The following is a 21,021-nucleotide window of genomic DNA, read 5'->3' as shown; positions in this document are numbered from 1 at the left end:
TCAATATTGGAGGACCTTTTTTTAATTAGAAACCAAATCAATTAAGCTTTTTCAAGCTTTAATCGCTTTAACTCCTCAAATTTTTCAGTTAATGCACCAGCCTGAGCTAAAAAAGCCCCATCATTTAGTATATCTCGTTTCTTTGCTATTAATTCACTGATTCTTACGCCACCAAGCACATAGCTAAGTTCAATACTTTTATGTTGTTCAGCAATAAATTCAAAATGAATATTATTGATCAGGCTCTCAGAATTATAACGGATGTAAACCGGTATGATATGGTCATTCTGAAGCTTTAGTTTCTTATCATGATGATATTTCTTATACTCATAACGGTAATCATATCGCAAAGCTGCAACGTCAGATAGAACGGCAGATCCTGTTGGGTGGCCTCCCGCACCTTTTCCGTAAAATAATTGTTGGTCTGCAAATGCAGCTTTTACAGATACCGCATTGTATTCATTTTCAACATTATAAAGAAAATCACTCTTGGGAACCAGTTTAGGAATAACATATAATGCTAGTTCTTTATCATCAAGTTTCTTCGCAGTTGGAACTAGTTTGATCTTTAACTGATGCTCTTGCGCAAAATGAAGATCAGCAGCTGAAAAATTCTGGATCCCAATGTTTAATACTTGCTCAGGCTTCACAAAAACTCCATAAGCATGGGCTGCGGCAATAACAAGCTTGTATTTTGGATCATAACCGCCAACATCAAGTATAGGATCCTTTTCAGCAAAGCCAAGTTCCTGAGCCTGTTTCAGAGCCTCCGCATATTCAAGACCCTCATTGGCAATCTTAGAAAGGATAAAATTCGAAGATCCGTTAAAAATACCGCTGATGGAGTGAAGTAATTCATTATCGTAATACTCCTCAAGATTCCTAATGATTGGAATACTTCCGCAAACAGCACCTTCATATAATAATGATGCATTGTATTTTTCCTGCAGATTCACCAGCTCATCCAAATGTTCTGCAATCATTTTCTTATTCGCAGAAACTACATTTTTTCCACTTTTTAATGCTCTGGTAACGATTTCATAAGCTGCATCTGCATCATTGATTAATTCTATAACCGTATTAATGTCCGGATCATTTAGAATATCATCAGGATTGGTCGTAAATAAATGCTCAGGCAGAATTCGTTCTTTTTCCGGATTTTTTATTGCGATTTTTTTAATCTCAATATTGAGATCCTTGGTACTTATAATATCATGTAAACCCTGGCCCACAACGCCAAAGCCAAATAATCCTATGGTCAGTCTTTTACTCATTCTATATTATGCTATTTTATGCAAACTTATTACGCTATTATCTGAATCTGCGGCTCTGAAAAAATTTCCAATCACCTGTGTTAAAATTTCTGTTTCAACTAAAAATCCATCATGACCGTAAAATGAATTCAACTCTGTAAAACGGGCATTGGGAATATGATTTGCCAGTAGCTGTTGTTCTTCTATCGGGAAAAGAACATCATTTTTAATCCCAATGACTAATGTTTTTGCCTGAATTAACTTTAATGCTTCTTCTACCGAATTTCTTTTACGACCAACATGATGACTATCCATCGCTTTAGTCAGATACCAATAACTGTATGCATTAAAACGGTTTACCAGTTTTTCTCCCTGATAGTTTTGATAGGAGGATGCCTTAAAATCACTGAGTTTATCAGGATTTACTTCCATCTGGGTTGTTGCATAAGTCCCGTAAGTACGGTACGACAATAAAGCAAAACTGCGCGCCACTTTCAATCCCTTTTTACCTCCATCAGGAGAAGGGGTATAAAAGGTGCGGTCGGCAGTAATTGCCAGTCGCTGACTTTCATTAAAGGCAATTCCCCATGCTGAATGTTGCGCATTTGTTGCGATCAGCACTAGTTTTCTAATTCTTTGAGGCTCCAAAATAGCCCATTCCATTGCTTGCTGGCCGCCTAGTGAACCACCGATTAATAATCCAATCTGAGGCAGGCCCAAATGATCTGCCAAAAGCTTATGTGCTGCTGCAAGATCACGTACAGTAAAATCAGGAAAGGAAAGAAAATAGGGTAGTCCTGTAGCACTGTTCAGGCTCAGGGGGCTTGTACTGCCATAATGTGATCCGATTACATTTGCACAAACAATAAAGTGCTCCTTCGGATTAAACAGACAATTATCACCAAAAAGTCCTTTCCACCAGTCAAAAACATCAGAATTTGCAGTCAGAGCATGACAAACCCAAATCACATTATCCTTTTTCGCATTTAAAGTACCATAAGTGTGATAAGCGATCTCCAGATCCTTTAACTTTTGGCCACTTTCGAGCAGAAAAGGCTTTTTGTGTTTATAAATAGCTTCTGTATTCATATTATTTTGACCTCCCCAGGCCAGAACAGATCGGGGAGGTCCTTCTTATTCTTAATTAATAACGTGTTTATTACTTTATTGCTGCAAAAGCCTGCTCCAGATCAGCTTTGATATCATCAATATGCTCAATACCTACTGAAACCCTTAACGAAGATGGTTTAACTCCTGCTGCCAATTGTTCGGCATCACTTAATTGCTGATGGGTAGTTGCACTTGGCTGAATGATTAATGTTTTGGTATCACCAACATTGGCCAGGTGACTGATTAGCTTTAGGTTATCCACAAATTTAATGGCAGCTTCTTTTCCACCCTTAACTTCAAATGAAAGTACAGCACCAAAGCCATTCTTAAGATATTTTTTAGCTCGTTCATGTGTTGGGCTGCTTGCTAATCCGGGATATTCAACTTTATCAACCTGAGGATGACTTTCAAGCCATTTTGCAAGTTCCAATGCATTATCTACATGGCGTTGAACACGAAGTGATAATGTTTCCAAACCCTGAATTAGCAGGAAAGAGTTAAATGGTGACTGTGATGGTCCGAAATCACGTAATCCTTCTACCCTGGCGCGAATGATGAACTGTATGTTTCCAAAAGGACCACCGATTCCAAATACGCTATTGAATACTAAACCATGGTAGCCTTCAGATGGTTCAGTGAACTGCGGGAATTTACCATTTCCCCAATTATAATTTCCACCATCTACAATTACTCCACCTATACTGGTTCCATGTCCACCAATCCATTTAGTCGCTGATTGAACTACTACATTAGCTCCATGCTCCAATGGACGAAACAGGTATCCGGCTGCACCGAAAGTATTATCTACGATTAATGGAAGATCATGTTTTTTAGCGATCTCTGCGATTTTCTCAAAATCAGGAATACTAAAACTTGGATTTCCGATCGTTTCAAGATAGATAGCTTTGGTTTTATCATTGATTAAAGAATCAATGCTCTGTGGATCATCACCATTGGCAAAGCGCGCTTCAATGCCCAAACGTTTAAAAGCAACTTTGAACTGATTATATGAACCTCCATATAGAAATGAAGAGGTTACAAAATTATCACCCGCCTGCAGGATATTATTCAATGCAATGAACTGAGCAGCCTGTCCGGAAGAAACAGCGAGTGCTGCAACACCGCCCTCAAGTGCGGCTACACGCTTTTCGAACACATCAGTGGTTGGATTCATCAAACGGGTATAAATATTTCCGAATTCCTTTAGTGCAAACAGATTTGCACCATGTTCTGAACTGTTAAAAACGTAAGATGTAGTCTGATAGATGGGTACGGCACGTGATCCTGTAGTTGGATCAACTTCCTGACCTGCGTGAATCTGTAGAGTTTCGAATTTTAAATTTTGAGCTGACATAATTATTAAATGTTAGGTTTAATTTTTAATTAAATTAAAATGTTGTAAAAGAGATATCAAAATAACTGGATTGTTGTTTTTTCCTTTTATAAGGTGTTTACCTTAGAATAGGACTTAACAACAAGAATCAAAATTCATACATATACAACAATACGTTGATGATGCAGAATAGAAAGGAGTTTGTGATGGGGTTGTAAGTTCCGCTTTCGGAAATACAGGAGCTGTAGATTGGTCTTTTTTCATTTTCAATATGAATTTATTTTTCCCTTTCGGGACAGGAATTGGCACCTTCCCCGAAACCGATCGGGGGGTTGTCAGTGGGTCATAGAGCCTGATCTCTCGCCACTTCTGTATAAATCAATAAAGTAAATTTATTGAAGACAGATTGATATTGCTACCAAATAATATTTCAAATATAGTAGTATGAATATATTTAAACCAAATTAAATTTTTAAACGATAAGCAACTAGCTGATTAACAAATGATTAATTTTATTTTTTAACCTAAAGCCTGATTCAAATCCTGAATCAGATCATCAGCATTCTCCAATCCAACAGAAACTCGAATCAGATTTTGAGGGGTTTTTGTATCAGGTCCCTCAATAGAGGCCCTATGTTCTATCAGACTTTCAACACCACCCAGACTGGTAGCCTGAGTGAATATCTTTACTGAGTTCACAAATTTCCGGGCTTCCGCGGCACCACCTTTTACCAAAAAAGATACCATTCCACCAAAATCACTCATTTGACTTTTGGCGATATCATGGCCCGGATGTTCTTTTAAACCCGGATAAAAGACCTTTTCAACCTGATTATGCGAATCCAAAAATGCTGCAACCTTTGCTGCATTTTGTGCATGTCCGCGCATGCGGTATGGAAGTGTCTTAATGCCCCTGACGGTCAAATAACAATCAAAAGGGGAGGGAATTGCCCCTGATAATACCTGGACATTCTTAATTTTCTTCCATAGATCATCATTTTCCCTGCATGCAAGTACACCACCAACTACATCACTATGCCCTCCAAAATATTTAGTAGAGGAATGCATAACCAAATCACATCCTAATCCCAGAGGTTTTTGGAATACCGGAGTACTGAAAGTATTATCACAGGCTACAAGAATACCTCTGGATTTAGCCAATTCAGTTATTGCCTTAAGGTCACTGATCTTTAGTAGTGGATTTGAAGGGGTTTCAACCCAAATTAGTCTGGTGTTTTGTTTGATAGCACTCCTGATTGCATCTGTATTAGCCAGATCAACAAAACTAACTTCGATTATTCCTTCAAAAACCTGTAATAATTGATTCCGGAGACCGTGGTACATATCATCTGGAGCAATTATATGTGATCCTGCGCCTAAAGCCTGAAAAACTGCAGCTCCTGCGGCATTTCCTGATGAGAAAGCCGCAGCGTCCTCTGCCCCTTCAAGTTTAGCGACTACATTCTCCAGTGATTTCCTGTTCGGATTATCTATCCTGGAATACATGAATCCTCCAGGATATCCGCCATCTTCACCCCGTTCAAAAGTAGAAGATAGGGTAATAGGCTGAATTGCAGCCCCTGTATTTCCATCTATTTTATTACCGGAATGTATAGCTATGGTTTCAATCTTCATTTTATTTCAATATTTGAATTTGTTTCTCAAATTTTGTTCAAGTTAATTAAAGAATAAAAATTGGACTCAATTTTTCACATTTAATTACAAATGCGTGTATTTAATTACCCTGGAAGAATAAAAGGATTTATTTCTAATGCTTTTACCTGCGTATGATAATGAATCTATACATTTCCGTATTTTTGTACAAAGAAAATAATGAACACCGAATTAAACCTGGACCTGCTTTTACTGGACAAGAATCTTTCTGCTGAATTGAGAGCAATCGCAGAAAAAGTTAAGCTAAATGAACGGATTTCCTTTGAAGAAGGTATTCTGCTTTATGAAAAGGGAGAATTGGGTTATTTGGGTGTTCTCGCCAATTATATCCGCGAAAAGCGTCATGGCGATAAAACTTATTTTAACCGCAATTTCCATATAGAACCTACTAATCTCTGTGTTTACGACTGTAAATTCTGTTCCTATTCTGTTCTGATTAAGGAAAGATCACAGGGTTGGGAATATACAATGGAAGACATGATGGAAATTGTAAGGAAATACGATTCCGAACCGGTTACAGAAGTTCATTTGGTTGGTGGAGTGTTACCTCAATACGATCTTAAATTTTATTCAGAGCTCTTTAGAGCAATACATAAGCATCGTCCTGAGCTTCATGTCAAAGCTTTAACTCCGGTTGAATACCATTATATTTTTAAGAAAGCGAAGATTGATTATGCTACCGGAATGAAATTAATGAAGGAAGCCGGTCTGGATTCTATCCCGGGTGGTGGTGCCGAAATATTTCACCCTGAGATAAGAGAACAGATTGCTAAGGATAAATGTACAGGTGAACAATGGCTTCAAATCCATGAGGAGTGGCATAAATTAGGGATGCGCTCTAACGCTACGATGCTTTATGGACATATTGAAGAATTTAAACACCGTATTGACCATTTAGATCTGCTACGTTCATTACAGGACAGAACAGGTGGTTTTCAAACCTTCATTCCATTGAAATTCCGGAATCAGGATAACCAAATGTCCCATGTTCCTGAAGTTTCAGTTATTGAAGATCTTAGGAATTATGCAATCTCTCGCATTTATCTTGATAATTTTGATCACATTAAAGCCTATTGGGCAATGATCAGTCGTAGTACTGCTCAGTTATCCTTAAATTTTGGTGTAGATGATATTGATGGCACACTGGATGATACTACAAAGATTTATTCTATGGCAGGTGCTGAAGAACAAAATCCTGCCATGAGCACTCAGGAATTGGTTGAACTGATCAAACAGGTTGGCAGACACCCTATTGAGCGCGACACACTTTATAATGTGATCACTGATTATAAAGATTATCAGTTCCCGGAAGATGAAAAGCCGAAATTTTATAAGTTACCCGTTCTGAATTGAAGAAAACAATATACATTATCCGTCACGGTGAAACAGACCTGAACAAACTGGGAATAGTTCAGGGCAGAGGGATGGACACAAGTTTGAATGAAAAAGGAAAGGAACAGGCTGAAGCCTTTTATCAGGCCTATAAGCAAATTCCGTTCGATAAAATTTATACGTCCAGCTTAAAAAGAACCCACCAAACTGTTCAAAAATTTATAGATTCTAACATACCATGGGTGCAATATCCCGGCCTTGATGAGCTTGGATGGGGAATTCATGAAGGACAAGAGAGCACTGAAGAGTTAACTTCTCATTTTCATAACCTGGTAACTCAATGGAGGGCTGGTGAACTTCATCATAAATTTGAAAGAGGTGAAAGTCCTTTGGAGGTTAAGGAAAGACAATTAATAGTCCTTGAGCACCTGATCGAAGAGAATAGTGATCAAAATATTCTGATTTGCATGCATGGTCGTGCAATGCGTTTATTTCTTTGCCTTCTAACAAATCGCCCTCTTGCCGAAATGGATGAATTTCCGCACTCCAATACCACTCTTTATAAATTGGGATATGATGGAAAGGAATTTCATATCCTTGAATTTAATAACACAAACCATTTAAACAAACTATCTTAGTTTTGACTAAAATAAAAGTTTCAGCTGTTAGCTATACAAACTCCAAACCATTTGTCTACGGAATTATGCATTCTGGCATATTGGATCAAATAGATTTAAGCTTAGATATTCCTTCAGAATGTGCAAATAAACTTATTGATAATCAAGTAGATATAGGATTAGTTCCTGTTGCAGCTTTACTTCATATCAATGATTACCAGATCATTTCAAATTACTGCATTGGAGCCAAAGGCAACGTCGATTCTGTCTTTATTTTCAGCAACAAACCTATTCAGGAAATTAGCAGTTTACAACTTGATGCCCAATCCCGCACCTCCAACAATCTGTCAAAAATATTACTGAAGTATCATTGGAAAATTAATCCTGAATTTGTTGTAACCGATATGGCAGATGCATTTGTGCAGATAGGCGACCGGACTTTCTCAAACAGGGATCATTATCCATATCAGTATGATCTTGCTGCCGAATGGTATAAATTCACAGGCTTACCCTTTGTTTTTGCTGTTTGGGCATCCAATAAACATATTCCTGAAGAATTTAAAATTGCATTTAACGAAGCCTTGAAATATGGACTCGATCACCGAAAGGAGGTAATCTCAGGTTTAGATAAGGTTGAGAATCTTGACCTGGAAGATTATCTTATGAATAAGATCGATTTTAACCTCGATGAAGATAAACTCATAGCCCTGGCAAAATTTCACGACTTAATCAGGACACTATAATCTGCTCAAAACAAGTTCAATGGCCTGGTTTATGATTTTCGCAGGATTTGGAGCAAACTCAAATTTCAGTCTGCTTGCCAGTATTGCATTTACAGATAAGGCCTTGTGTCCCAGAACCCTTGAAAGGGCATAAATACCAGCTGTTTCCATTTCAAGATTCGTGATTCTGTGTTTTCCGGTAGAAAATGATCTGATATCTTCAATTAAACCCGGAAAGGAGGCTTTAGCACGAACCTGTCTGCCTTGTGGCGCATAAAAGCCGGGAGCGGTGACCGTTATACCGCGTTCCAGACCATTGCCAATAGTTTCAATTAAATCAGGGTCTGCCGCTGTGATATATGGCGAAATTCCTTTAAAATGATGAAAATGTGATTTTATGGCATCCAGAATCATATGTTCATCACCAGAAAGCTGATGCAGATAGTATTGCATCAGGGAATCCAAACCTATACCATACTCCGAAACCATAATACTGCCAACAGGAATCTCTTCCTGAACTGCACCTGATGTTCCTATACGAATGATATTTAAGCTTTTAAGGGTTGGCTTAGCCGTTCTTGTGCTAAAATCAATGTTTACAAGAGCATCAAGCTCATTGAACACAATATCAATATTATCTGTGCCAATACCTGTTGAAAGAACGCTTATCCTGCGGGAACCAAGGTAACCTGTATGGCTGATAAATTCCCGTTTGCCTTTCTTTAATTCAATCCTGTCAAAGTGCTTACTAACTTCAGAAACACGATCAGGATCACCAACTGTAATAACTGTATCAGCAATATCTTCGGGCAATAAATTCAAATGGTATATACTTCCATCCGGATTAAGTATCAAATCAGCCTCTGAAATCTTGTTCATTATCGGTTATAAATTATTGTTGGTCCAATTTATTTAAGGTAATTTTTAAATAAACATTTTATTCTGGTAAATATTCAAACGTCATTATTCTTTGTTCATTGCTCCTGATTCCAAATTAGAATTCCACTTCAAACCCTCAATTTTTTCAAGCTTTCCAATCACTTTATTGACCTGAGTTTGCCTGATTTCAAGCAAAAATGAACAGTTCAGATCAAAATTCTGATTACTTATTTTAAGATCTTCTTCTTTTACAATTTTCATCACTTCATTCATTTGAGCATGTCCGAACTCTATCTTGAATACCGAATTCACAGTTTTCTCTATGATTTTAGCATTTTTAACAGCCTCAACTGTCGCTGATTTATAGGCATTGATTAAACCGGGAACCCCAAGTAATGTTCCACCAAAATACCTTACAACCACTGCCAGAATATTGGTTAATTCATTGGATAATAATGTATTAAGAATTGGTCGGCCTGCAGTACCAGATGGTTCCCCATCATCATTTAAACGAAAGACTGTTCTGTCGGGGCTTAAACGGAATGCCCAGCAATGATGTCTCGCTTTAGGATGCTCTGCTTTTAATGCAGTAATAATATCCTTTATGTCATTTTCAGAGCTAAGAGGGTAGAGGTATGCAATAAATTTACTGCCCTTATCACGGTAAACCCCTTCTGATAGTTCCTGGATCGTTTTATAAGTATCGTCAAAAAGCATTATTGTGCCAGGCTAAAGACCAAAATTGAAATCAGTGCCAGAACAATTCCGGCATAGTTTAAGCGGCTAAGTTTTTCCTTGAAAATCAGAACACCAACTGCTGATCCAAGCAGGATTACACCAATATTCATTGAAGAAAACACCACAGAAGGTTGATTACTTAGGCTTTGATGAGCCTTCAGATAGAATACAATATTTCCAAAATTAGCAATTCCCAGAATCCAGCCACAGATTAAATTGATTATGGTCAGTTTTAATCCATTTACCAGAATCTGATATAAAAGATATAAAATGGAAATTATAAACGCTAAAGTAAAAACTACAAGGAGGGAAGATGTGAAAGGAACATTTTCAGTTCTGGCAATCTGTTTAAACAGTATGTCGATAATTCCCATTCCAATAAATACAATCAGGGGATAAATCCAATAGTAATGTGATGTTTCAGTTTGCTTTTGCCAGGGAACTGAAAAAATTATTGCAATAAAGGCAATTCCGATTCCCGCAATTTTCATAAATGAATATGGCTCTCCAAATACCAGAAAAGCTGCCAGTACGGGAATAAAAAGTGATAAACGCTGCGCTACATCGGTTTTTACAATCCCTGTATATCTAACAGATAGCGCTAATACTACAAACAATGATGGCAACAATATTCCCAGAGCAATGAAAACCGGGTATATTTTTTCAGTAAACTCCGGAATTTCAGGTCTAAAAATGAGCCAGGTAAGAACACCTGCTATAGAATAATTCCATGCTATAGCCTGTTGGGTATCTATTTCATATCGTTTTGCGAGCTTCAGTAAGACCGATACAAATACGCTGCAGCAAACACTCAGGAAGATATAAATCATATTATTCCTTATTAAACCAAATGTTCAGTACATCCGCTCCGACATTTTTTGTTTCACCTTGCTTACCGAAGAATTTTGGTGCTGGAATACCGGAATTCCAGTTTTGTGGACCAGTAAAAACACGTACTTCATCCCATAATCCAGCTTTTATGAACAGGTTTAGTGTTTCAGCACCACCTTCAACAATCAAAGATTGAATATCCATCAGATAAAGCTGATAAGCAATTAATTGAGGGAGTAAATTATCAAAATCTTCCAGTTCCAGATATTTGATCCTGTCAACCAGGTCAGTTTTTTTCTCATTAAAGATGATAGTATCCTGACTCTGATCAAAAACATTGAAATTTTCTGGCAGTTCCAATCGTCTGTCAATTACAATTCGGATCGGATCCCTCCCGGGCCATTCCCGGCTATTCAGGCGGGGATTATCGGCTAATACCGTATTCTTTCCAACTAATACAGCGTCCTCTTCGGTTCTCCATTTATGGACTAATTGCTTTGCATTTTGGGAACTTATCCACTTCTGAGACCTGTCGGCAGGTGCAAAGAATCCATCTGAGGTTTGTGCCCATTTTAAAATAATATAGGGTCTTTGTTTTTGTATCCGGGTAAAGAATCGTTTATTGAGATCAATACATTGCTCTGTCATTATGCCTTCAACAACATCAATTCCGGCATTCCTGAGTCTTTCAATCCCCTTACCATTTATCTGACCAAAGGGATCCCGGCAACCTATTACTGCTCTTGGAATTTCGTTTGAAATAATGAGATCAGCACATGGAGGAGTCTTGCCAAAATGGGAACAAGGCTCGAGATTAACATAAATGGTCGATCGTTTTAAAAGCTCTTTGGCGTTATCATGTGTTTCAAAAACCTGATTAATTGCATTTACCTCGGCATGTGCCTGACCATAAACTCTGTGATAGCCTTCACCGATAATTTTATCATCACAAACTATAACAGATCCCACCATTGGGTTCGGACTAACACAACCGGCTCCAAGGCGGGCAAGATCAATACAACGCTGGAGGTAGTTTTGATGGGAGTACATATTACAAAAATAGCTATGAATTGCTTAAAATCATTCATGGTCAGTTTATTTATATTCAATACCATAGAAAGCCTTCATAGTGTTTATTTCTCAGCTGAATTGGTTTACTTTGCGGCATGACTTTTAGAGAAGCCGAACGGATTTTTACTGACAGCCTCACCCCTGTTTACGACATGCGGGAAGCTGCTAGTCTTGCCTGGTTAAGTATCAGCCATATTTGCAAAATTGAAAGGGCAGAGTACCTGAATTTAAAGGATACAGATATTCCTTCTGATAAATATGAATCATTATTAAACATCCTGGGAGAATTAAAAACCGGAAAACCGCTTCAATACATTATTGGCGAAACAGAATTTTACGGACTGAACTTCAAGGTTAATCCCTCAGTGTTAATTCCAAGACCTGAGACAGAAGAACTGGTTGAATGGATATTGTCAGATGTCCGTAACTCCAAGACATCGATAGAGGGGCTAAAAATAATTGATATCGGAACAGGAAGTGGCTGTATTCCAATATCCCTGAAAAAAAATCTTCCTGAAGCTCAGCTTTATGCACTTGATATTTCTCCTGAAGCTTTGGATGTTTCAAAGCAAAATGCAGCTACTAATAAAACCAGGATGCATTTTATTCAGGATAATATATTGAATCCAGTAAGCAGAGAATTAAGGGATGAGAAATTCGGGATTATCGTAAGTAATCCGCCATATGTCACAGATGCAGAAAAGCAACAAATGCTGCCAAATGTACTTGAGCATGAACCACATCTCGCATTATTCGTTCCGAACGATGATCCGCTTATTTTCTACAGGGCGATTGCAGACTTCGCGTTAAAACATTCAGATAAAAATGGGTCTTTATACCTGGAGATCAATGAGAACCTGGGAGAGGATACAGTTCAATTATTAAAACAAATGGGATTTAAAAATATTGAATTACGACAGGATCTGAGCGGAAAAGACAGAATGATCAAAAGCAAAGTATATTAACTAAAAATTTATATTAAATAATATAATAATCTTATTATAAATACATTATGATTTCATTTTTCGAAGCTTCATTGGATCTTCTTTCCGTACATAGGGTTGGAAATAAGGTTCAGGATGAGTTTTACATTTTGTCTGAGCAGCCACTAAATATTGCTGATGAAGTATTAAGGAACTTGCTGGTAAAGTATTTTTTGTCACCATTTGAAAAGGCAAATGAGGTTTACAGGTTTACTCACTCAAGCGGCGATCTTAATCTTAATGAATTGTTCCATTTCAGTTCCCTGATGTTTTCAGATGAAGCCAGTTTTCATGAACTGAGCAGAAACATAGCAAAGTACCTGTATGAAAGCTCAAATCATCCCAAAATTAAGGCAGGTGAGCTTTACATAGCCTCATTTAAAGATTTACAACTGGAAGGTGAAATGCTTGATGCTATTGGGATTTTTAAGTCCGAGACCAAAGAAAGTTACCTGAAAGTTAGTCCGGAACAAGGTGGTTTTGCACTTAACTACGAGGAAGACGCCATCAATATTCAGAAACTGGATAAAGGCTGCCTCATTTTCAATACTGAAAAGGAGGAGGGATACAGGGTTATGCTTATTGATCAGACTAACAGAAGCGATGCAGCTTACTGGAAAGATGACTTTTTACAATTAAAAATCAGAAATGATAGTTTCAACAAGACAAATACTACGCTGGGAGTTTATAAAAATTTCATTACCAATAAAATAGATGATGAGTTTGATATTTCAAAAGCTGATAAGATTGACTTGTTGAACCGTTCTATGAAATATTTCAAGGAGAAAGATAGTTTCGATCTGGATGAATTCTCAGAGGAAGTGATCGAAAATCCCAAAGCGATTGAATCTTTCAAAAAATTTAGCCGGGAATACAATGAGGAATTTGATGCAGGCCTTGATCAGCCCTTTGATATTTCGGGAGCTGCAGTAAAAAAACAATCCAGAGTGTTTAAAAGCGTTTTAAAACTCGATAAGAACTTTCATATTTATATTCATGGAAATAAGGAGCTGATTGAAAAGGGCTTTGATGATGATAAATCTATGAATTATTACAAGGTTTATTTTAGGGAAGAACAATAAGATCAGCTTCTGGGATGAAACTGAATAATGGTATCCCGTAAATAATCACGGTCTAAATGCGTGTATATCTCTGTTGTGGTAATACTTTCATGTCCCAGCATTTCCTGAACAGCTCTTAGGTCTGCACCACCTTCAATCAAATGGGTTGCAAAAGAGTGTCTGAAAGTATGCGGGCTTATACTTTTATTGATACCGGCCTTTTTTGCGAGATCCTTGATAATAAGAAACACCATTACCCTTGAAATCGGATTTCCACGCATGTTTAAAAAAACAAAATCCTCTTTTCCGGGCTTCACAGCTATATGAACCCGAACTTCCTCAATAAATATCCTCAGAAATTTGATAGCCTCCGATCCGATCGGTACCAAACGCTCCTTATCTCCCTTTCCCAGAATCTTAATAAAGTCGATATCCAAAAACAAATTCGAAATTTTAAGACTTGTTAGTTCGGATACCCTTAATCCACATCCATACAAAATTTCAAGCATGGCCTTATTACGCATTCCCTCGGCTTTTGAAAGATCAATGGCTTCAATCAATTTATTGATTTCCAGGATACTGAGCGTGTCAGGTAATTTTCTGCTCGTTTTAGGACTCTCAATTAGTGCAGATGGATCAATTTTAATTTGATTATCCAGAAGCAGGTATTTAAAAAAGGCTTTTAAGCCTGATAAAACCCTTGCCTGAGTGGGAGGAAGCATTCCAAGTTCATTTATCCAGACTAAGAAGTCCTTCAAATCATTACCTGAAACTTCGGTTACCTCTTTTTTTAGAGATCTGGTCTTAAAAAACTGTATCAGCATATCTACATCATGCAAATATGCTTCTATAGTATTTGCCGATAATGAACGCTCTAATCTTAAATATGATCTAAAGCCTATAAGTCCTGTTTGCCAGTCCAATTTATTTTTTAAGTTTGGTAATGAAACGCCATTTGGTATTCATAATTTTGAAATCATAAATCACAAATAATCGATGAAAATACAGATAATTAACGGACCAAATTTAAATTTACTGGGTGTACGTGAGAAATCAATCTATGGTGATAGCAGCTTTGACACTTATTTTGAAGAATTAAAATCTAAGTACAGCTCTGTCCAGCTCGATTATTTTCAGAGTAATGTTGAAGGAGAAATCATCAACAAATTACATGAGGTTGGATTTAGTTATGATGGTATTATATTGAATGGTGGTGGCTATACACATACTTCTGTAGCTATTTCCGATGCCATCGCTGCTATTAAAACCCCTGTTGTAGAGGTACATATCTCCAATATTTATTCCCGTGAAGAATATCGCCATATATCACTTACAGGAAAAAACTGCAAGGGAGTTTTGACTGGCTTCGGTCTGCCCGGGTACAAAATGGCTTTAGATAGTTTTCTTTAGACCTCTGAATATTTTTTTCTTTCGTATAAAGTACTGCCAAACAATACTTCCCTTATAAAGGCCGGAAGCATTAAATTTGGAAACATCTATTTCGCTGGCCTTTTTAATATTCCCGAAAAGATTACTAAAGAAATAGAAATGAGCTTTACTTATTGCCAGAGCATTTCGGGGTTTACCATCAAAAAGATATTTAATCAATGATAGTAAGTCAAGCCAGAAACGTATAAAGATTACAAAAAATGCTTTGCCAAAGGGCAGATTTTTTTGAAGTAAAACAAGATTATTTCTAAAATTCAAATAGGTCTTAAAAGGGCTTTCTGAATTAAGTGTTCCACCTCCAACATGATATACCTTTGATTCCGGACAGAATACAATCATGTAACCCTTATTCTTGAGTCGCCAGCAAAGGTCAATTTCTTCCATATGGGCAAAGAAATCCGGATCAAGCCCCCCAATTTCAACCCAGTATTTCCGTTTTATAAACAAAGCCGCACCAGAGGCCCAAAAGATTTCAGACTGATCATCATACTGCCCATGGTCTTCTTCAACTGTATCAAATATCCTGCCTCTGCAAAAAGGATAACCCAAAGAATCCAGGTAGCCCCCTGCAGCCCCGGCATATTCAAAATGATCTTTTTTAGAGTATGAGAGAATCTTTGGTTGCGCGACAGCAATATCCATTTCAGATTCCATCAAATGAATCACTGGCTCTATCCAGCCAGGTGAAACTTCAACATCCGAATTAAGTAAAATAAAATACTCATTATCAAGCTGTTCCAGTATCCTGTTATAGCCACCCGCAAAACCATAATTCTTATCATTTTGAATGATTCTTATAGTCGGGTAATTTTTTTGAAGAAATTCAATAGAACCATCTGTGGATGCATTATCACCAACAACAATTTCAAGACCCGGATAGGTACTGGCTACAACAGATGGAAGAAACTTTTCAAGAAAGCTTTGGCCATTCCAGTTCAGGATTACTACAGCTACTTTTGGAATCTTAGTCATTTTTTAAATTCTCCGGACTAAATTTCCATCTTTTATGTGACCATAACCAATATTCCGGTTGAAAACGAATATTTTTTTCAAGCTCTCTGGTATGGGCCTCTGTAATTTCGTGGTCCTTTGTCTGCTCAGGATTATCAATTAAAGATTTAATTACACACTCATAATAACCTCTTTTTATTCTATTTATACTAAAGTAAACTATTGGATTTTTCAGCTTTAATGCTATTTTTTCTACACCCAAAAATACAGCTGTCTGTTGATTTAAGAAATTTGTAATGTATTGAGATTCTTCAAAGGTTGGAGTTTGATCACCAACAAGTACAAGTACACTCGGCTCATTTCTGTACTCAAATACTTTCCTTAGGGTTTGCTTCATCGGAACCATTATGGATCCAAAACGGGAACGCATCGAAATCATTAGTTCTTCAAAACGCTTATCTGATAAAGGCTTATAAACTACGAGTACCTTTTCCCTTAATTCAAGCCCGATCGCTACCGGGCCCCATTCCCAGTTACCGTAATGTCCTGATACAGCTATTATTGACCTGCCATTTTGCAGATATGTCTTCATATTATCAAGATTCTTGAATACAAAACGTTTTTTTATCTCATTGGCACTAATTGATATCGTTTTAACTGATTCAAGCATTAAATCTGCCAGATAGCGATAAAATCGCTTTTCTATCTGCTCAATCTCGGATCTTGATTTTTCTGGAAATGAATTTAAAAGGTTATTTAAAACAACCTTTCTTCGGTATTTAACAATGTAATACAAGAAGATATAAAGGATATCCGAAAAGAAATAAAGAACAGGGAATGGAAGAAGAGATATAAGATATAAAATGGATGCTGTAATACGGAATGTAACTCGATTCATTAAGGTTTGAATAAGCTGTTCAGATTAAAATATTCATGGTCTGTAAATAATTACATCCTTGCAGCATGGCCGTTTAATTACTAATTTCGGCATCTGTTCTACAAACTTAACTTATACGATGGAAAAAGGTGCAGTATTCCCTTTATTTTATCTTCCTTCCATTGAGTATTTTAGTAAAATACTTAATCATAAAGACAATATCCTAATAGAGAATGCAGAAAATTTCCAGAAACAGAGCTACCGCAACCGGGCAATAATTCATTCCCCTAACGGAGCTTTAAATCTGATTGTGCCTGTAATCAAGGGTTCCAAAAACCACACTCTCGTGAAAGATGTCAGAATAAGCTACGACTTCAAGTGGCAAAGACTTCACTGGATGAGTTTGCAAACATCATACAGAAGCTCAGCCTATTTTGAATACTATGAAGATGATCTGATCAATTTTTATGAAAAAAAATGGAATTTTATTTTCGACTATAATGAGGAATTATTGCAGCTGATAAACCGCCTTCTGAAAATAAACATCAATTACAACTATACCAATAGCTTCGAAGCAACATATCCCGAACTGGATGATTATAGGGAAAGTATACATCCAAAGCATGATTCTAAAATCAGTTTTAAACCATATTTTCAGGTTTTTGAGGAAAGAAATGGGTTTTTACCTAATTTAAGCATAGTTGATCTCATATTTAATCAGGGACCACAAAGTATTAAGTATCTTTAAATATGGCCAGGATTCGAAGAATAAGTTTAAAATCCAAAAAATATATTCCAATCTCGGGAACAAGTCCGGGCTCTATACAACTTTATGAAGGTGCTTTAAAACCCAGGATCACTATTTATTCCTTCAAAGGGGATGAGTTTCATAGTCTGATAATCAATTCTTACGAGGAAATTGAAACTGAACTTAAATCTTATCCCGGATTTAATCACTGGATTGATATTCGCGGAATTGGAGATGTCAAACTTTTGGAATATCTGCAAGATAAATTCAACATCAATAAACTGGTCATAGAGGATATTACTGATTGCAGGCAAAGACCGAAGCTTGATGAGTATAGTGATTTCCTGTTTGCTGTGAGCAGAAATATGTATGTTAATGAGAATCTGGAGATTGAAAATGAACAGGTTTCCTTTATTTTATTACCCCATATCCTAATCAGTTTTCAGGAGAGCTATAGTTTAACTTTTGAGCCTGTGATTCACCGTCTTGAGGGTGGAAAAGGAAATATCCGGACAGGGGAGACCTCGTATTTGTTATATGCATTACTTGATGTTATTGTAGATAATTATTTCACTCTGATTTATAAACTAGGTGATGAACTGGAAACGATTGAGCAGCTATTATATCGTAAAGCTGATAAAGCGCTCATGTTCCAAACTCAAAATATAAAAAGGGAAATGATTATGATTCGCAGAGCTGCGTGGCCTGAGCGTGATAAGATCAATGATATGATCAGAAGTGATTCAGGGCTGATCAATAAAACTACAAAGACCTATTTGAAAGACACCTATGATCACTGCATGCAGATAATTGATCTTGTTGAAAGTTATAAGGATCTGACAACCAGTCTTGTAGATATGAATCTGTCTCTGATAAGCCATAGGATGAATGAGATCATGAAAGTATTGACAATCATTTCATCCATATTCATCCCGCTCACTTTTATTGCCGGAATTTATGGGATGAATTTTGCAAAGCAAGACCCATTAACAGGTAAAATGCTTAATAGTAATATGCCTGAGCTTTATATGGAGCACGGATATGCATATACTATGATAGGAATGCTGCTGATTGCAATCATTCAAATGATTTACTTCTGGCGTAAAGGCTGGCTCAATAAAAGCTGATTTTATTTAGAATCAATTAAATACAGCTCAGATGCAATATTCTCATATCCTAATAAGACAAAACCGGGGCATTTCTCATCTCTATTACCTACTTTTATAGTATGCAGTCTTTCGAATTAGATAAAACAGATCTTGTAAAGATTAAGCGGGCACTTGAAGAAGATGACCTGGTCTTAAAAGAACTGATATCTGAATATCATACTTCAGAAATAGCCATACTTTTTGAAAGCTTATCTCAGGAATCGAGGGAGAGAATAATTAGTATTCTGCCTGCAGAGCTTGCTTCAGAGGTTATTTCTGAGATGGATTCAGAGTTTCATCCGGAAAAACTACTCGAAAACCTTCATCCTGACAGGCGTTCAGAAATTGTAGAAGAGCTTGATTACGATGATGCTACCGATATTATTAGCCAATTACCGGAAGAACAGCAGCAGGAGATCCTTTTGGGACTTGATGAGGAGGATGCATCCAATATCAGAACCTTATTAAAATACGAAGAAGATACTGCCGGGGGGCTGATGAATACCCAGGTTATCAAAATCAATGAAGATCTGCAGAAAAAAGAAGCCCTTGAAGAAATCATCCGCCAGTCGGAAGAGATGGAAGAATTCTACACCATTAATGTAATTGACAAACACAATATTTTAAAAGGAATTGTTTCATTAAAGGATATAATAAAAGCCCGTAACAACGTCAATATTAGTCAGTTGATCATTTCTGATTTTGTTTATGTCAAGGCGGATACAGATCAGGAGGAGGTAGCCAAACTAATTTCACAATACAACCTTACCAGCATTCCTGTTGTGGATGATCATATGCATCTCCTTGGACGAATCACATTTGATGATGTGATCGATGTTATGGAAGAGGAAAATACTGAAGATATCCTGAAAATATCCGGTGTATCTGAGGATGAAGAACTTGCTGGTAACTGGAAAGAAGCCGTAAAAAGTCGTTTACCGTGGCTTGTACTAAATCTCGGCACAGCATTTCTTGCAGCTTCCATTATTCGTTATTATGATAGTACCATCGCCAGTTTAGGTTTACTGGCAGGTTATATGATTATTATAGCAGGAATGGGTGGAAATGCTGCCACTCAGGCACTTGCTGTAACTGTAAGACGTATTTCACTGAATGATCTTACCGATAATCAGGCTTACAGAACAGTGTTAAAGGAATTTACCGTAGGATTGATTAATGGGGCTGCGATTGGCTGTATTGTCTTTCTTTTTGCATTGCTTTATGATCATAACACAATGTTAGGTCTTGTAATCTTTATTGCAATGATTGGCAACCTCATTATTGCAGGAATTTCGGGTTCTGCAATCCCTCTTATTCTCAAAAGGGTAGGAATAGATCCAGCAGTGGCATCTTCAATAATTATAACAACATTTACCGATGTTTTTGGCTTCCTTCTCTTGCTGGGTTTAGCCAGCAATTTGATTCTCTGATTCATTTAATTTCCATTTCCAGGCTGATGATTTTATTATAAATTTGTTCTGCCGTAATTAATGGGCAATCAATATGACCGAGATTAGAAATAACTGGACAAAAGAAGAAATAGCAGAGATATATCATAGCCCGCTACTCGATTTAATTTATCGTGCAGCTACAGTCCACAGAGAAAACAAAGATTATTCAGAAGTCCAGATCAGTAGTCTCTTATCTATCAAAACAGGAGGCTGTCCCGAAGACTGTGCCTATTGTCCGCAGGCAGCAAGGTATCAGACTGATCTTGAAGTTCAGGCGCTTATGTCTGTTGAACAAGTAACAGAAGCAGCCAAAAAAGCTAAAGATGCAGGAGCATCTCGTTTATGTATGGGAGCTGCCTGGAGAGAGGTAAGGGATAACCGGGATTTTGATCGTGTTATAGAGATGGTCAGTTCTGTAAATGCCCTTGATATGGAAGTTTGCTGTACACTAGGAATGCTTTCTGAAACGCAGGCACAACGTTTGGCTGATGCAGGGCTCTATGCCTATAACCATAACTTAGATACTTCTGAGGATGATTATAAGCGTATTATCACTACAAGAACTTACGATGATCGTTTAAAAACGATTGATAATGCCCGGAAAGCCAAACTTACCGTTTGCAGTGGTGGAATTATTGGTCTTGGTGAAACTGTCAACGATCGTATTGCAATGCTAAAAACATTATCAAATATGTCAAAGCATCCTGAGTCAGTACCAGTTAATGCTCTTGTACCTGTTAAGGGAACACCATTGGCTGATCAACCCAGGGTTTCTGTTTGGGAAATGGTTCGA

General features: G+C 37.2%; 21 protein-coding genes and 1 riboswitch. Of the genes, 10 read left to right on the top strand and 11 right to left on the bottom strand.

What is annotated here, in order from left to right:
* Positions 1-41 precede the first annotated feature (41 nt).
* The 4 genes from VGE44_RS09550 to VGE44_RS09535 all read right to left on the bottom strand — a co-directional run bounded on the left by VGE44_RS09550 (position 42) and on the right by VGE44_RS09535 (position 5,331).
* Positions 42-1,274, bottom strand: a complete 1,233-nt coding sequence (locus VGE44_RS09550; RefSeq protein WP_331078366.1) for a homoserine dehydrogenase — start codon at positions 1,272-1,274, stop codon at positions 42-44.
* A gap of 6 nt (positions 1,275-1,280) precedes the next feature.
* Complete coding sequence (locus tag VGE44_RS09545; RefSeq protein WP_331078364.1) at positions 1,281-2,342, bottom strand: homoserine O-acetyltransferase family protein; 1,062 nt, start codon at positions 2,340-2,342, stop codon at positions 1,281-1,283.
* Between the two features lie 70 nt (positions 2,343-2,412).
* Positions 2,413-3,717, bottom strand: coding sequence for an O-acetylhomoserine aminocarboxypropyltransferase/cysteine synthase family protein (locus tag VGE44_RS09540; RefSeq protein WP_324486950.1), 1,305 nt, complete (start codon positions 3,715-3,717; stop codon positions 2,413-2,415).
* Between the two features lie 253 nt (positions 3,718-3,970).
* Positions 3,971-4,076, bottom strand: a riboswitch (SAM riboswitch).
* A gap of 139 nt (positions 4,077-4,215) precedes the next feature.
* Positions 4,216-5,331 (bottom strand): PLP-dependent aspartate aminotransferase family protein, encoded by a 1,116-nt coding sequence (locus VGE44_RS09535; RefSeq protein WP_331078360.1) that lies wholly within the window; start codon positions 5,329-5,331, stop codon positions 4,216-4,218.
* A gap of 198 nt (positions 5,332-5,529) precedes the next feature.
* Between VGE44_RS09535 and mqnE the strand changes: the two genes are divergently transcribed.
* Genes mqnE through VGE44_RS09520 form a run of 3 tightly spaced genes read left to right on the top strand, consistent with a single transcriptional unit; the run spans position 5,530 to position 8,062 of the window.
* Complete coding sequence (mqnE, locus tag VGE44_RS09530) at positions 5,530-6,723, top strand: aminofutalosine synthase MqnE (RefSeq protein WP_331078358.1); 1,194 nt, start codon at positions 5,530-5,532, stop codon at positions 6,721-6,723.
* On the top strand, positions 6,720-7,340 hold the full coding sequence (locus VGE44_RS09525) for a histidine phosphatase family protein (RefSeq protein ID WP_331078356.1): 621 nt from the start codon (positions 6,720-6,722) through the stop codon (positions 7,338-7,340). The genes mqnE and VGE44_RS09525 overlap by 4 nt, the downstream gene beginning before the upstream one ends.
* 2 nt (positions 7,341-7,342) lie before the next feature.
* Complete coding sequence (locus tag VGE44_RS09520; protein WP_331078354.1) at positions 7,343-8,062, top strand: menaquinone biosynthesis protein; 720 nt, start codon at positions 7,343-7,345, stop codon at positions 8,060-8,062.
* Here the strand turns inward: VGE44_RS09520 and VGE44_RS09515 are convergent.
* The 4 genes from VGE44_RS09515 to ribD all read right to left on the bottom strand — a co-directional run bounded on the left by VGE44_RS09515 (position 8,057) and on the right by ribD (position 11,539).
* Positions 8,057-8,920, bottom strand: coding sequence for a nucleoside phosphorylase (locus VGE44_RS09515; RefSeq protein ID WP_331078352.1), 864 nt, complete (start codon positions 8,918-8,920; stop codon positions 8,057-8,059). The genes VGE44_RS09520 and VGE44_RS09515 overlap by 6 nt on opposite strands.
* Positions 8,921-9,004: 84 nt before the next feature.
* Positions 9,005-9,637 carry a YigZ family protein gene (locus tag VGE44_RS09510; protein ID WP_331078350.1) on the bottom strand — a complete coding sequence of 211 codons (633 nt, stop codon included), beginning with the start codon at positions 9,635-9,637 and terminating at the stop codon, positions 9,005-9,007.
* Positions 9,637-10,488: an EamA family transporter gene (locus VGE44_RS09505; protein WP_331078348.1), complete on the bottom strand. Its 852-nt coding sequence runs from the start codon at positions 10,486-10,488 to the stop codon at positions 9,637-9,639. Before VGE44_RS09505 ends, VGE44_RS09510 begins: the two co-directional genes overlap by 1 nt.
* A 1-nt stretch (position 10,489) precedes the next feature.
* Positions 10,490-11,539 (bottom strand): bifunctional diaminohydroxyphosphoribosylaminopyrimidine deaminase/5-amino-6-(5-phosphoribosylamino)uracil reductase RibD, encoded by a 1,050-nt coding sequence (ribD, locus tag VGE44_RS09500; protein ID WP_331078346.1) that lies wholly within the window; start codon positions 11,537-11,539, stop codon positions 10,490-10,492.
* Between the two features lie 116 nt (positions 11,540-11,655).
* Between ribD and prmC the strand changes: the two genes are divergently transcribed.
* Together prmC and VGE44_RS09490 are read left to right on the top strand one after the other, a co-directional pair.
* Positions 11,656-12,525, top strand: a complete 870-nt coding sequence (prmC, locus tag VGE44_RS09495) for a peptide chain release factor N(5)-glutamine methyltransferase (RefSeq protein WP_331078344.1) — start codon at positions 11,656-11,658, stop codon at positions 12,523-12,525.
* A 47-nt stretch (positions 12,526-12,572) separates the two neighbouring features.
* Complete coding sequence (locus tag VGE44_RS09490) at positions 12,573-13,625, top strand: nucleoid-associated protein (RefSeq protein WP_331078342.1); 1,053 nt, start codon at positions 12,573-12,575, stop codon at positions 13,623-13,625.
* Positions 13,626-13,627: 2 nt separating this feature from the next.
* On the opposite strand, the gene xerD is transcribed toward VGE44_RS09490, so the two are convergent.
* Positions 13,628-14,527 carry a site-specific tyrosine recombinase XerD gene (xerD, locus tag VGE44_RS09485; protein ID WP_331078340.1) on the bottom strand — a complete coding sequence of 300 codons (900 nt, stop codon included), beginning with the start codon at positions 14,525-14,527 and terminating at the stop codon, positions 13,628-13,630.
* 73 nt (positions 14,528-14,600) lie between these two features.
* Here xerD and aroQ point away from each other — a divergent pair, with 73 nt between their 5' ends.
* Positions 14,601-15,014, top strand: coding sequence for a type II 3-dehydroquinate dehydratase (gene aroQ / locus VGE44_RS09480; RefSeq protein ID WP_305364520.1), 414 nt, complete (start codon positions 14,601-14,603; stop codon positions 15,012-15,014).
* On the opposite strand, the gene VGE44_RS09475 is transcribed toward aroQ, so the two are convergent.
* Both VGE44_RS09475 and VGE44_RS09470 read right to left on the bottom strand, forming a co-directional pair.
* Positions 14,997-16,025, bottom strand: a complete 1,029-nt coding sequence (locus VGE44_RS09475) for a glycosyltransferase family 2 protein (protein ID WP_331078336.1) — start codon at positions 16,023-16,025, stop codon at positions 14,997-14,999. The genes aroQ and VGE44_RS09475 overlap by 18 nt on opposite strands.
* Complete coding sequence (locus VGE44_RS09470; RefSeq protein WP_331078334.1) at positions 16,018-16,902, bottom strand: lysophospholipid acyltransferase family protein; 885 nt, start codon at positions 16,900-16,902, stop codon at positions 16,018-16,020. Before VGE44_RS09470 ends, VGE44_RS09475 begins: the two co-directional genes overlap by 8 nt.
* A 118-nt stretch (positions 16,903-17,020) precedes the next feature.
* Here VGE44_RS09470 and VGE44_RS09465 point away from each other — a divergent pair, with 118 nt between their 5' ends.
* The 4 genes from VGE44_RS09465 to bioB form a co-directional block, all read left to right on the top strand.
* Positions 17,021-17,629, top strand: coding sequence for a WbqC family protein (locus VGE44_RS09465; protein ID WP_331078332.1), 609 nt, complete (start codon positions 17,021-17,023; stop codon positions 17,627-17,629).
* A 2-nt stretch (positions 17,630-17,631) separates the two neighbouring features.
* The gene (gene corA, locus VGE44_RS09460; RefSeq protein ID WP_331078330.1) at positions 17,632-18,756 is read left to right on the top strand and encodes a magnesium/cobalt transporter CorA; all 1,125 of its coding nucleotides are present in this window, start codon (positions 17,632-17,634) and stop codon (positions 18,754-18,756) included.
* Positions 18,757-18,857: 101 nt separating this feature from the next.
* A complete protein-coding gene (gene mgtE, locus VGE44_RS09455; RefSeq protein WP_331078328.1) occupies positions 18,858-20,207 on the top strand; it encodes a magnesium transporter in 1,350 nt (449 codons plus the stop codon).
* 73 nt (positions 20,208-20,280) lie between these two features.
* Positions 20,281-21,021 (top strand): biotin synthase BioB (bioB, locus tag VGE44_RS09450; RefSeq protein WP_331078326.1); only part of this gene is annotated, 741 nt, incomplete at its 3' end.

Origin of the sequence: Daejeonella sp. (assembly GCF_036405355.1) — a bacterium.
In the GTDB taxonomy this organism is placed as follows: Bacteria; Bacteroidota; Bacteroidia; order Sphingobacteriales; family Sphingobacteriaceae; genus Daejeonella.
The sequence above is the reverse complement of the archived record's forward strand: the minus strand, read 5'-3'. Positions and strand labels throughout refer to the sequence as shown.